This is a genomic window from Azospirillum rugosum (genome assembly GCF_017876155.1).
GTDB lineage: Bacteria > Pseudomonadota > Alphaproteobacteria > Azospirillales > Azospirillaceae > Azospirillum > Azospirillum rugosum.
Genome location: NZ_JAGINP010000008.1, coordinates 155,191 through 167,933, shown reverse-complemented (window position 1 = coordinate 167,933; position 12,743 = coordinate 155,191). Strand labels below are relative to the sequence as shown.

At 69.9% G+C, this 12,743-nt stretch carries 12 protein-coding genes; 8 read left to right on the top strand and 4 right to left on the bottom strand.

Going from position 1 to position 12,743, the window contains the following annotated elements; genetic code table 11:
• Nucleotides 1-148: 148 nt before the first annotated feature.
• The 4 genes from J2851_RS13150 to J2851_RS13135 all read right to left on the bottom strand — a co-directional run bounded on the left by J2851_RS13150 (nucleotide 149) and on the right by J2851_RS13135 (nucleotide 4,975).
• Entirely contained in the window at nucleotides 149-1,246 is a 1,098-nt protein-coding gene (locus J2851_RS13150; RefSeq protein ID WP_209766725.1) for an alcohol dehydrogenase family protein, read from the bottom strand.
• Nucleotides 1,247-1,271: 25 nt separating this feature from the next.
• Nucleotides 1,272-2,651, bottom strand: coding sequence for an aspartate aminotransferase family protein (locus tag J2851_RS13145; protein WP_246500625.1), 1,380 nt, complete (start codon nucleotides 2,649-2,651; stop codon nucleotides 1,272-1,274).
• Nucleotides 2,652-2,679: 28 nt separating this feature from the next.
• Nucleotides 2,680-4,173 (bottom strand): NAD-dependent succinate-semialdehyde dehydrogenase, encoded by a 1,494-nt coding sequence (locus tag J2851_RS13140; protein WP_209766723.1) that lies wholly within the window; start codon nucleotides 4,171-4,173, stop codon nucleotides 2,680-2,682.
• 286 nt (nucleotides 4,174-4,459) lie between these two features.
• Complete coding sequence (locus tag J2851_RS13135) at nucleotides 4,460-4,975, bottom strand: Lrp/AsnC family transcriptional regulator (protein WP_246500624.1); 516 nt, start codon at nucleotides 4,973-4,975, stop codon at nucleotides 4,460-4,462.
• Nucleotides 4,976-4,996: 21 nt separating this feature from the next.
• Here J2851_RS13135 and ehuR point away from each other — a divergent pair, with 21 nt between their 5' ends.
• From ehuR to doeA, 8 genes are all read left to right on the top strand, one after another.
• A complete protein-coding gene (ehuR, locus tag J2851_RS13130) occupies nucleotides 4,997-6,436 on the top strand; it encodes a MocR-like ectoine utilization transcription factor EhuR (RefSeq protein ID WP_484793078.1) in 1,440 nt (479 codons plus the stop codon).
• Nucleotides 6,437-6,570: 134 nt separating this feature from the next.
• Nucleotides 6,571-7,356, top strand: coding sequence for an ectoine/hydroxyectoine ABC transporter ATP-binding protein EhuA (ehuA, locus tag J2851_RS13125; RefSeq protein WP_211114316.1), 786 nt, complete (start codon nucleotides 6,571-6,573; stop codon nucleotides 7,354-7,356).
• A gap of 33 nt (nucleotides 7,357-7,389) precedes the next feature.
• The gene (gene ehuC, locus J2851_RS13120) at nucleotides 7,390-8,049 is read left to right on the top strand and encodes an ectoine/hydroxyectoine ABC transporter permease subunit EhuC (protein WP_209766721.1); all 660 of its coding nucleotides are present in this window, start codon (nucleotides 7,390-7,392) and stop codon (nucleotides 8,047-8,049) included.
• Nucleotides 8,050-8,057: 8 nt separating this feature from the next.
• Nucleotides 8,058-8,714 (top strand): ectoine/hydroxyectoine ABC transporter permease subunit EhuD, encoded by a 657-nt coding sequence (gene ehuD / locus J2851_RS13115; RefSeq protein ID WP_209766720.1) that lies wholly within the window; start codon nucleotides 8,058-8,060, stop codon nucleotides 8,712-8,714.
• Between the two features lie 14 nt (nucleotides 8,715-8,728).
• The gene (gene eutA, locus J2851_RS13110) at nucleotides 8,729-9,508 is read left to right on the top strand and encodes an ectoine utilization protein EutA (RefSeq protein ID WP_209766719.1); all 780 of its coding nucleotides are present in this window, start codon (nucleotides 8,729-8,731) and stop codon (nucleotides 9,506-9,508) included.
• A gap of 2 nt (nucleotides 9,509-9,510) precedes the next feature.
• Nucleotides 9,511-10,521 carry a hydroxyectoine utilization dehydratase EutB gene (gene eutB / locus J2851_RS13105; RefSeq protein WP_209766718.1) on the top strand — a complete coding sequence of 337 codons (1,011 nt, stop codon included), beginning with the start codon at nucleotides 9,511-9,513 and terminating at the stop codon, nucleotides 10,519-10,521.
• A complete protein-coding gene (eutC, locus tag J2851_RS13100; protein WP_209766717.1) occupies nucleotides 10,509-11,501 on the top strand; it encodes an ectoine utilization protein EutC in 993 nt (330 codons plus the stop codon). The genes eutB and eutC overlap by 13 nt, the downstream gene beginning before the upstream one ends.
• A 53-nt stretch (nucleotides 11,502-11,554) precedes the next feature.
• Nucleotides 11,555-12,736 carry an ectoine hydrolase DoeA gene (gene doeA / locus J2851_RS13095; protein WP_209766716.1) on the top strand — a complete coding sequence of 394 codons (1,182 nt, stop codon included), beginning with the start codon at nucleotides 11,555-11,557 and terminating at the stop codon, nucleotides 12,734-12,736.
• Nucleotides 12,737-12,743 lie beyond the last annotated feature (7 nt).

The window sequence follows — 12,743 nt, the reverse complement described above, 5'->3', positions numbered from 1 at the left end:
CCACAGGAATGGACGGGTATAATGGCGACCGGGCCGGAAGCGGGCGCGGCCGCCATGGCGATGTTTCGCCTTGGTCAATGCCTTCTTGCTTGGGTTTCAATGACGATCGGCGGATCCGTTCATCATCATACTTGCGCGCGACTTGGCCCTATTTCCCGTCCGGCCATTTCCGGTCGGGAACCACGACCAGCTTGCCGACGAAGCCCTTGCCCATGAAGTCCCGCTGCGCCCGGTGGAAGTCCGACAGGCGGTAGGTGCCCGCCAGCAGCGGCCTGATCCGGCCCTCCTCGATGTAGCGGAGCAGCCGGCGGAAGGCGCCGCGCGTCCCCTGGGAAGACCCGTGCAGCTGCAGATGCTTCAGGTACAGCGTGCGCAGGTCCAGCTGCACCACCGGCCCGGCGATGGCCCCGGCGGTGGTGTAGCGCCCCTCCGGCCGCAGGATGCGCAGCAGGTCGTTGAACATCGGCCCGCCGACGAGGTCGGCGACCACGTCGATGGGCCGCCCGCCCGTCGCCTCGGCCACCGCGGCGGGCAGGTCGGGGGCGGTGCGGGAGATGGCGGCCTCCGCCCCGATCTCCAGCATCGCGGCTTCCTTGCCGGGCGCGGTGACGGCGTAGGGGATGGCGCCCCGCGCGCGGCAGAGCTGGAGGATCGCGGAGCCGACGCCCCCCGACGCGCCGGTGACCAGCACCCGCTCCCCCGCGGCGACGGCGGCGCGGTCCAGCATGTGCTCCCCGGTCAGATAGGCGCAGCAGAAGGTCGCCAGCTCCGTGTCGGTCAGGGTGCTGGTGGTGGCATGGGCGTGGTCGGACGGGCAGGTCATGTAGTCGGCGTAGCCGCCGTCCCGCCCGTGCCCGATGTAGTCGATGTCGGCGAGGCTGTCGTCCTCCGCGTTGTAGATGCTGAAGTCGACCACCACCCGCTCGCCGACGCGGGACGGCGGCACGCCCTCGCCCACGGCGACGATCCGCCCCACCGTGTCGGTGCCCTGGATGCGCGGGAAGGTCAGGGTGGATCGCTCCCCCCGCCCACGCCAGGAGGACACGGCGTCCGGGTCGCTTTCCGTGCCGTAGGCGCCCTCGCGCACCCAGACGTCGGTGTTGTTCATGCCGCAGGCCGACACCTCCACCAGCACCTCGCCGGGCGCCGGGGAGGGGACCGGCACGTCGTCGCGGTAAACGAGCCGGTCGAGCCCGCCGTGCCCGGTCAGGACGACGGCGTGCATGGTGCGGGGCAGGCTGTCCATGGTCATCGCCTCCAGCGTTCCGGGGTCACAGCTCGGCCGCGACGGCCTTCACGGCGCCCAGCGCCGCGGCCACCACCGTGTCCGCCTCCTCCCGCGTCAGGCAGAGCGGCGGGGCGAAGCCCAGGATGTCGCCCTGCGGCATGGCGCGGGCGATGACGCCGCGTTCCAGCATCGCCGCGGACAGGCGCGGGCCGACCTTCGCCTCGGCCGGGAAGAAGCGGCGGTCGTCCTTGTCTTCGACGAACTCCACGGCGGCCATCAGCCCCTCGCCGCGCACCTCGCCGACCAGCCGGTGCCCGGCCAGCGCCTCGGCCAGCGCCGCGCGGAAATAGGCGCCGGTCTCCCGCGCGTTGTCGACGAGGCCCATCTCGTCGATCAGCGCCAGGTTGGCAACACCGGCCGCCGCGCAGATGGGGTGGGCGGAGTAGGTCCAGCCATGGCCGATCGGCCCCATCTGGTCCGATCCCTTCTCCAGCACCCGCCACATCCGCTCCGACACGATGGTGCCGGACAGTGGCGCGTAGGCGGAGGTCAGGCCCTTGGCGATGGTGATCAGGTCCGGCTTCATGCCGTAATGGTCGGAGCCGAACATGCTGCCCAGCCGCCCGAAGCCGGTCACCACCTCGTCGGCGATGAGCAGGACGTCGTATTTGGCCAGCACCGCCTGGATCTTCTCCCAGTAGCCGGCGGGCGGCGGGACGATGCCGCCGGTGCCCAACACCGGCTCCCCGATGAAGGCGGCGACGGTGTCCGGCCCTTCGGCCAGGATCATCTCCTCCAGCTTGTCGGCGCAGTGCTGGGAGAACTGCTCCTCGGTCATGGAGCGGTCGGCGCGGCGGAAGTAGTAGGGGGCTTCCGTGTGCAGGATCGGCGGGCGGGGCAGGTCGAAGGCCTTGTGGAACAGCTCCAGCCCGGTCAGGCTGCCGGTCATCACGCCCGATCCGTGATAGCCGCGCCAGCGCGAGATGATCTTCTTCTTCTCCGGCCGGCCCAGCACATTGTTATAGTACCAGACCAGCTTGATGTTCGTCTCGTTGGCGTCGGAGCCCGACAGGCCGAAATAGACGCGCGACATGCCCTGCGGCGCGCGGTCGATGATCATCTTGGACAGCGTGACCGACGCTTCCGTCCCATGCCCGACATAGGCGTGGTAGTAGGCGAGCTTGCCCGCCTGCTCCGCAATGGCGTCGGCGATCTGGCGGCGCCCGTAGCCGACGTTGACGCAGTACAGCCCGGCGAAGGCGTCCAGACTGCGCCGGCCGTCGCGGTCCACGATGTAGACGCCCTCGCCGCCGGTCACCACGCGGGTCGGCGTGTCGCCGCGCGCGTGCGCCGCCATGTGGGTGGAGGGGTGGAAGAAGTGGTCGCGGTCCCAGGCGGTCAGTTCGTTGGAGCGGTCGGTCATGGCGGTCATTCCCAGCGAAAAAATCGGTTCAGGCGAGGTCGAGGCAGACGTATTTCAGGTCGGTGAAGGCCTCCAGCCCGTGGCGGGAGCCCTCGCGGCCCAGCCCGGACTGCTTGACCCCGCCGAAGGGGATGGGCGCGCCGGTGATCTTCACCCGGTTCACCGCCACCATCCCGTACTCCAACGCCCGCGACAGGCGCAGGGCGCGCCCGGCGTCCCGCGTCACGGCGTAGGCCACGAGGCCGTAGTCGGTGTCGTTGGCGCGGGCCACCGCTTCCTCCTCCGTGTCGAAGGGCAGGATGGCGGCGACGGGGCCGAAGGTCTCCTCGCTCATGATGCGCGCGTCCGGGGCCACGTCGGCCAGAACGGTCGGCGCGAAGAACAGCGGCCCGGCCGGGTGCCGCCCGCCGCCGGTCAGGCAGCGCGCGCCGCGCTCCACCGCATCCTGCACATGCTCCGCGCATTTGGCGACAGCGCGCTCGTGCATCAGCGGGCCGATCTGCACGCCCTCCCGCAGGCCCGGTCCCACGGCCAGCGCCGCGACGCGGGCGGCGAAGGCCGCGCAGAAGGCCTCATAGATCGGGCGCTGCACGAAGATGCGGTTGGCGGCGAGGCAATCCTGGCCGGAGGTGGCGAACTTCGCATCCACGGCGATGTCCACCGCCCGGTCGAGGTCGGCGTCCTCGAAGACCAGCAGCGGCGCATGGCCGCCCAGCTCCATCACCAGCCGCTTCATGGTCGGCGCGCAGCGCGCGGCGATCAGCCGGCCGATTTCGGTCGATCCGGTGAAGCTCATGGCGCGCACCCGCGCGTCGTCGCAGAAGGCGCCGACGATGGGCTCCGGATCGCCGGTCAGCACGTTGAGGACGCCGGCCGGAAGCCCCGCGCGCTCCGCCAGTTCGGCAAGCGCCAGCACCGACAACGGCGTGTGGTGCGAGGCATGCGCCACCACCGTGCATCCCGCGGCCAGCGCCGCCGCGGCCTTGCGCGTCAGCATGGCGGACGGGAAGTTCCACGGCGTCGCGACGCCGACGACGCCCAGCGGCTCCCGCCGGACCATCATCTCGGCGCCGGGCAGGTGACCGCAGACGCCTTCCGCCGTCACCCGCTTGGCCTCCTCCGCGTACCATTCGACGAAGGACGCGGCGTAGTCGATTTCCCCGCGCGATTCCGCCAGCGGCTTGCCCTGCTCCAGAGTCATCAGCAGGGCAAGGTCCTCCTTGGCCGCGACGATGCGGTCGAACCAGCCGCGCAACAGCACCGCCCGTTCCTGCGGCAGCAGCGCGCGCCAGGCGGGAAAGGCGGCGCTTGCCGCATCGACGGCGGCGCGCGCCTCCTCGGCGCCAAGTGCTGCGGCATGGGCGACGGTGCCGCCGCCGGCCGGATCCCGCACGGTGACGGTGGCCCCGTCACGAGCGGCGGTCCAGCGCCCGCCGATGTAGCCGAGTTCGCGCAACAGCCGCCGGTCGGTCAGGCGGCCAAGGGCATCGTGGGTGTCCGGCCGGGCAAACTGTGCGGTCATGGGCGCCTCCGGTCGCTCGGGGAAAGTCGTCCCCCAAGGCTACCGGGTGCCGGCGGAGAAGGTGTCTGAAGCTGGGCCGCCGCGTGGAGGAAGTCTCTTCGCGGCGGGGGATGTGGAGAGAAAGTCTCTGCGGGTGTGTAGGAAGTGGTCGCACTGGGCCCCCCTCCCGACCTCCCCCCACTTCGCGGGGGGAGGGGTTAAGCGCGCGAGCGGCGGCAGTCCCCTCCCCCGCGAAGTGGGGGAGGGTTAGGGTGGGGGCCCAACGCGACCACTCCCCTCTATTCCCCTACGCCCCACCACCCATCAGCGCATCCAGCGGCATCGCCGGCTCATCCTTGACCGTCCGCGTCACGATATAGGTGAAATACCGGTCGATCCCGACCTCGCTCTCCAGAAGCCGGTCGATGATGCGCTGGTAGGCGTCCACGTCGCGCGCCACGACGCGCAGGATGTAGTCCAGCCCGCCGCCGACCGACCAGCAGGACACGATGTGCGGCTCGTCGCGCACGGCCCGCTCGAAGCGGTCGAAGTCACTCTGCCGGTGGGCGCCCAGCGTCACCTCCACCATCACCATGGCGAAGGGGGTTACCTGCCGCAGGGCGAGGCGGGCGTGATAGCCGGTGACGATCCCCGCCTGCTCCAACCGGCGCAGCCGCACCCAGCAGGGGGTGGGCGACAGCCCGACGCGGTCAGCCAGCGCCAGCTTGGTGATGCGCCCGTCGCGCTGGATTTCCGCCAGGATGCGCAGGTCGATGGGGTCGAGCTTCAGGTCGGTCATGATCCGGCTGGTGCGGGCGTCCAAGTGTCACGGTGCGCATCCACGATGTCCGTGCTTTTCTCCATTGTCAAATGTCCTGATTTTGCGCAGAAATGTTGCATGACAAAGTGGCACCCCGATGCTGCGGCCTTGAGCAGGCCGGTGTACCTGTCGCTGGCCGAACAGGTGCAAAGCGCCATTGCCGAAGGGCATCTGGCGGTCGGCGACCGGCTGCCGACGCACCGGCAGCTTGCCGACCAATTGGGCATTTCCGTCCAGACGGTCAGCCGCGCCTATGAGGAACTGATCCGCCGCGGCCTGATCAGCGGGGAGACCGGGCGGGGCACCTTCGTCCGCGCCGCCAAGTCCGAACCGGACCCGCCCTTCATCCCGCAGCGGGTGGACGAGGTCATCGACCTGTCGATCCTGAAGCCGGTGTGCGACCCCCTGCATGTGGAGGCGATGAAGCAGGGGCTGGTGGAGCTTGCCTCCTCCCTGCCGCCGTCGGTGGTGCTGTCCTTCCGGCCCAACACGCTGTTCGCCCGCCACCGCGCCGCCGCCGTGCCCTGGCTGCGCGACTGTGGGGTGGAAACCAGTGCGGCCAACGTCACGCTGACCAACGGCGCCACCGCTGGCATGACCATCGCGCTGATGGCCGCCGCCCCGCCGGGCTCCACCATGGTGACGGAGGAGATCGGGCACCACACGCTTCTGCCGCTCGCCTCCTACATGGGGATCAAGTTGCGCGGCGTGGCGATCGACGAGCAGGGGCTGCTGCCCGACGCGCTGGACGCCGCCTGCCGCGACGGGACGGTGCGGGCGCTGTTCGTGATGCCCAGCCCCATCAACCCGACGGCCAGCCACATGGGGGCGGCTCGCCGCGCCGACATCGTGCGGGTGGCGCAGCGGCACAACCTGTCGATCATCGAGAACGACCCGCTCGGCCCCATCCTGGAGGAGCGGCGGCCCCCGCTCGCCGCCCTGGCGCCCGAACGCACGCTCTACGTCACCAGCTTCACCAAATGCGTGATGCCGGGCCTGCGCACCGGCTATCTCGTCGTGCCGGACCGGCTGATCGCGGCGGTCGCCAACCGGCATCTGGTGACCAACTGGATGGCGACCCCGCTGATCGCGGAGATGGCAACCCGTTGGGTCGAGAGCGGCTTCGCCATGGAGATGGTCCGCTGGCAGCGCCGCGCCCTGCGCCGCCGCCACGAACTGGCGGCCGAGATCCTGGCGGGGATTCCGTACCGCGGCCATCCCGAGGGGCTGCACGTCTGGCTGCCGCTGGGCGACAGCCGGCCGGAAGCGACCTTCGTGTCGCACGCCCGTCTCCAGGGGGTCGCGGTCGCCGCAGGGTCCGCCTTCGCCATTTCGCCCGGCGCGCGGGCGGGGGCGCTGCGCATCTCCATCGCCTCGACCACCGAAAGCGAGCTGCGCGCCGGGCTGGGCGTCATCGTCAATTTGCTGAACAGCGACCCGGAGCCGGTGCTGCTCGCCATTTGACGTGGTTCATCCCGGCCGGACAACCACAATCTGTTTAAATTGTCATGATTCGATTTTGTGCATTGACATGATTTAGGGCCGGCCGCATCGTTTGCGCGACATCGCTTGCCGCACCGACGAGACGGGAGACCGGCATGACTGAGCCCATCATACACATCGATCACGTCACAAAAAGCTACGGCTCCTTCACCGTGCTGAAGGACCTCTGCTTTTCCGTGATGCCGGGGGAGAAACTGGCGCTGATCGGCCCGTCCGGCTCCGGCAAGACGACGATCCTGCGCACGCTGATGACGCTGGAACGCATCGACAGCGGCGTTATCCGGGTCGACGGCGACTACCTGTTCCACATGGAGCGCAACGGCCGGCTGGTTCCGGCGGACGAGGCGCACCTGCACCGCATGCGCGCCAAGATCGGCATGGTCTTCCAGCTGTTCAACCTGTTCCCGCACAAGACGGTGCTGGAGAACGTGACGCTGGCGCCGATGCTGACCAAGGGCGTGCGGAAGGCCGACGCGCAGCGCCGGGCCATGGAGCTGCTGGAGATGGTCGGCATGGCCGGCAAGGCCAATTCCATGCCGGCGGCCCTGTCCGGCGGGCAGAAGCAGCGCGTGGCGATCGCCCGCGCGCTGGCGCTCCAGCCCCGGATCATGCTGTTCGACGAGGTGACCTCCGCGCTGGACCCCGAGCTGGTGGAGGAGGTGCTGAACGTCATGCGCATGCTGGGCACCCAGACCGACATGACCATGCTGCTCGTGACGCACGAGATGAGCTTCGCGCACGACTTTGCCGACCGCGTGCTGTTCTTCGACCGCGGCCGCATCGTGGAGGAGGGACCGCCCGGTGACATCTTCACCAACCCGCGCAATGAGCGCACGCAGACCTTCCTGAAGAAGATCATCGCTGCCGGCCAGCGCATCTGACCGCCTCTTTTCCGATTTCTTGAAAGGCCGTTCATGGGGGACTGGTCTGGCTACATCGGGCTGATGCTCGACGGCGCGCGGGTCACGGTGGAACTCACCGTGCTCGGCTGCGCGCTGGCTCTGCCGGTGGCCTTCGCCGCCGGGCTGGGGCGGCTGTCGCGCTTCTGGGCGGTGCGCGCCTTGGCGCTCGCCTACATCGAGTTCTTCCGCGGCACCTCGATCTTCGTCCAGCTGTTCTGGGCCTATTTCGTCCTGCCGCTGATCGGGTTCGAGCTGACGCCGCTCCAGGCCGGCGTGCTGGCGCTGGGGCTCAACGTCGGCGCCTACGGGGCGGAGGTGGTGCGCTCCGCCGTCCAGTCCATCGGGCGGGAGCAGCACGAGGCCTGCGTCGCGCTGAATCTGACGCGCTGGCAGGGGCTGCGCCACGTCCTGCTTCCGCAGGCCTTCGTGGTGATGATCCCAACCTTCGGCAACAACGCCATCGAGCTGCTGAAGGCGACCTCCGTCGTCTCGCTGATCTCGCTGACCGACCTGACCTTCCAGGCGCAGGTCGTGCGCTCCCAGACGGGCAGCACGGCCATCCCGTTCCTGACGGTGCTGGTCATCTACTTCGCGCTCGCGTCCGCGATTTCGTTCGGCATGAAGACCCTTGAGCGCCGCATGACGCGCGGCCTCGACGGCATCCGGCACTGAGGTCCGCCATGGAATGGGACTGGGCGTTCGTACGAGAAATCATGCCGACCCTGCTGGACGGGCTGAAGATCACCGTGCTCGCCACGGTGCTGGGCTCGGCGCTGGCGGCGGTCGTCGGGCTGGCCTTCGCGCTGCTGCGGCGGTCGCCGAACCGGCTGGTGTCCCGCATCACCGCCTTCCTGGTGGAGTTCATCCGCGGCACGCCGCTTCTGGTGCAGCTCTACTTCCTCTTCTACGTGCTGCCGGGGGCGGGGATCCTGCTGTCGCCGCTGACCGCGGGGGTGATCGGGCTCGGCGTCCACTACGCCACCTACATGGCGGAGGTCTTCCGCGCCGGCATCGACAACACCCCGCGCGGCCAGTGGGAGGCTGCCAAGGCCTGCAACCTGACCGCCGTTCAGACCTGGCAACACATCATCCTGCCGCAGGCGATCCCGCCGATGATCCCGGCGCTCGCCAACTACTTCGTCGCGATGTTCAAGGAAACGCCGCTGCTGTCGGCCATCACGGTGGTCGAGCTGATGAGTCAGGCGCGGAGCGTCGCCAACTTCAACTACCGCTACCTGGAGCCGATGACGCTGGTCGGGGTGCTGTTCCTGGCGATCAGCCTGATCGCCGTGCCCGCCCTGCACCTGCTGGAACGCCGCTTCCGCCGCTACCGGTAACTGGATTTTTGATTATGGACACGATCACCATCACCCGCGCCGACATACCGCTGCGTTTCGACGACCGCCCGGTCCCCAAGCGCGTCGGCCTCGTCGTCCTCGCCACCGACCACACCAGCGAGCCGGACTTCCGGCGCATGGTGGCGGGCGAGACGGTCGGGGTCTACACCGCGCGCATCGCCTACGCCAACCCGACCACGCCGGAAAACCTGCGACGCATGCAGCCCCGGCTGGAGGAGGGCGCCGCCCTGATCCTGCCCGACGAGGATCTGGACGTGGTCGTCTATTCCTGCACGTCCGCCTCCGTCGTCATGGGCGACGAGACGGTGGAGCGGGCCATCCGCAACGCCAAACCCGGCGTGCCGGTGCTGACTCCGCCGTCGGCGGCGCGGCTGGGCCTGCGGGCCTTCAATGCGAAGCGCATCGCGGTGCTGACCCCCTACACGGAGGAAACCGCGCGCCCGATGGCCGCCTATTTCGCCGGCCACGGCTTCGACATCGCGGGCTTCACCTACCTCGACCTCGACGACGACCGGGTGATGGCGCGACTTTCGCCGGACTCGCTGGTCCAGGCGGCGGTGGAGGCGATGCCGGCCGACGCGGAGGCGCTGTTCGTCTCCTGCACCGCGCTGCGCTCCGCGCTGGTGGCGCGCCGCATCGAGGAGGCCATCGGCCGCCCGGTGGTGACCAGCAACCAGGCCACGGCCTGGGCGGCGCTGCGCCTGTGCGGCGACGCCCAACAGCGGCCGGAGTTCGGCCGTTTGATGACCCTTCCCCTGCCGGAGGGAGCCTGACCATGGCCGATCACGGCATCGGGCTGGAGGACGTCTTCCGCGCGCGGGCGCGGCTGAGCGGGCGGATCGCGGAGACGCCGACCGTCGCCTCTCCCACCCTGACGGAACGCTGCGGCGCGCCGGTCTTCCTGAAGCTGGAAACGCGGCAGACCACCGGCAGCTTCAAGCTGCGCGGCGCCACCAACGCCCTGCTGGCGCTGCCCCATTCCGCGTTGGCAAAAGGCGTGGCGGCGGCCTCCACCGGCAATCATGGGCGGGCGCTGGCGTTTGCGGCCGCCCAGGCCGGGGTGCGCTGCGTGGTCTGCATGTCGGCGCTGGTCCCGGCCAACAAGGTGGAGGGCATCCGCGCGCTGGGGGCGGAGATCCGCATCGTCGGCCGCTCCCAGGACGACGCGCAGGAAGAGGTCGATCGCCTCGTTCGCGAGGAAGGCTTCGCGACCGTCCCGCCCTTCGACGACGCCGGCGTGATCGCCGGGCAGGGGACGCTGGGGCTGGAGATCGTGGAGGCGGTGCCGGACGTCGATCTGGTGCTGGTTCCCCTTTCCGGCGGCGGCCTTATCGGCGGCGTGGCGCTGGCGGTTAAGGCGCTTCGCCCGCAGGCGCGGGTGGTCGGCGTCTCCATGGAGCGTGGTGCCGCCATGCACGCCAGCCTGACCGCCGGAAAGCCGGTGCTGGTGGAGGAGTTGGAAACGCTGGCGGACTCGCTGGGCGGCGGCATCGGGCTCGCCAACCGTCACACCTTCCGCCTCGCCGCCAGCCTTCTCGACGGGGTCGTGCTGCTGACCGAGGCGGAGATCGCCGCCGGCATCAGGCACGCCTACACCCGCGAACAGGAGATTGTCGAGGGGGCCGGAGCCGTGGGCATCGCGGCGCTCCTCGCCGGCAAGATCCCAGAAAAAATCGGGCTGCGCGGGCCGACCGTCGCGCTGCTGTCCGGCCGCAACATCGACATGGACCTGCACCGCCGGATCGTCTGCGGCGATGCCACGGGAGAAACCGCATGCCCCGCATGACCATCCTGACGGAGGCGGAGCTGCGCCGCCTCGTCCCGCTCGACCAGGACGCCGTTTCTTGCGTGGAGAACGCCTTCCTGGCGCTCGCCACCAAGCCGGTCGCCATGCCGCCGATCCTGCGCCTCGACATCCCGGAGCACCGCGGGGAGGTCGACGTGAAGACCGCCTACGTGCCGGGCCTGGACGGATTCGCCATCAAGATCAGCCCCGGCTTCTTCGACAACCCCACGCTCGGCCTGCCCAGCGTCAACGGGCTGATGGTGCTGCTCAGCGCCCGGACCGGGCTGGTGGAGGCCATGCTGCTCGACAACGGTTACCTGACCGACGTGCGCACCGCCGCGGCCGGGGCGGTCGCCGCCAAGCACCTGTCGCGCCCCGACTCCTCCATCGCCGCCGTCTTCGGGGCCGGCGTCCAGGCCGCCTTGCAGCTGGAGGCGCTGACTCTCGTCCGCCCGATCCGGGAGGCGCGGCTATGGGCCCGCGACCCGGCCCGCGCGAGCGCAGCGGCGGCGCGCCTGTCCGACCGTCTGGGCATCCCCGTCCAAGCCATGGCCGAGGGGCGCGCGGCCGTGGCCGGGGCCGACATCGTCGTCACCACCACGCCGGCCGACGCGCCGATCCTCTTCGCCGACTGGCTGTCGCCCGGCCAGCACGTCACCGCCATGGGCTCCGACGCCGAGCACAAGAACGAGTTGGAACCGGCCGTGCTCGCCCGCGCCGACCTTTACGTCGCCGACAGCCTGAAGCAGGTGCGGCGGCTGGGCGAGCTGCACCACGCCATTGCCGCGGGTGCCGTCCCGGCCGACCACGCCTTCCCCGAACTGGGCGCCGTGATCGCCGGGCAGGCGCCCGGCCGCACGTCGCCCGACCAGATCACCGTCTGCGACCTCACCGGCACCGGGGTCCAGGACACCGCCATCGCCACGCTGGCGCGCGGCCGAGCGCTCGCCGCCAACGCCGGAACCGTCTTCGACGCCTGACGCCCGCCTGACGCCCGCAAGGGCTCGGCACAGCCTTTTTCGAAAGGACAAACATGCCCGAACCGACCCTGAACTTCAGCCGGGACGAATACGCGGCCCGGCTCGCCAAGACCCGCAAGGCCATGGAAAAGGCCGGCGTGGAGGTGCTGATCGTCACCGATCCATCCAACATGGCCTGGCTGACCGGCTATGACGGCTGGTCCTTCTACGTCCACCAGTGCGTCGTCGTGCCGCCGGACGGGGAGCCGATCTGGTACGGCCGCGGCCAGGACGCCAACGGGGCCAAGCGCACCGCCTACCTCGCCCACGACAACATCATCGGCTACCCGGACCACTACGTCCAATCGACCGAGCGCCACCCCATGGACCTGCTGTCGCGCATCCTGGAGGATCGCGGCTGGGGCAAGGCCTCCATCGGCGTGGAGATGGACAATTACTGGTTCACCGCCGCCGCCTTCCGCTCGCTGACCACCCACCTGCCGAACGCGCGCTTCAGCGACGCGACCGCGCTGGTCAACTGGCAGCGCGCGGTGAAGAGCGCGCAGGAACTGGACTACATGCGCAAGGCCGCGCGCATCGTGGAGGCCATGCACCAGCGCATCCTCGACACCATCGAGCCGGGCATGCGCAAGTGCGACCTCGTGGCGGAGATCTACGACGCCGGCACGCGCGGCGTGGACGGGATCGGCGGCGACTATCCGGCCATCGTGCCGCTGCTGCCCTCGGGCGCAGACGCCTCCGCCCCGCACCTGACCTGGGACGACCGCCCCATGCGCACGGGCGAGGGCACCTTCTTCGAGATCGCCGGCTGCTACAAGCGCTACCACTGCCCGCTGTCGCGCACGGTGTTCCTCGGCACGCCGACCCAGGCCTTCCTGGACGCCGAGAAGGCGACGCTGGAGGGGATGGAAGCCGGCCTTGCCGCCGCGCGCCCCGGCAACACCTGCGAGGACATCGCCAACGCCTTCTTCGCCGTGCTGAAGAAGTACGGCATCACCAAGGACAACCGCACCGGCTACCCGATCGGCCTCAGCTACCCGCCGGACTGGGGCGAGCGGACCATGAGCCTGCGCCCCGGCGATCGCACGGTGCTGGAACCCGGCATGACCTTCCACTTCATGACCGGCCTGTGGCTGGAGGATATGGGGCTGGAGATCACCGAGAGCATCGCCATCACCGACAGCGGCGTCGAATGCCTCGCCAACGTGCCGCGCAAGCTGTTCGTGAAGTCGTGACGGAGTC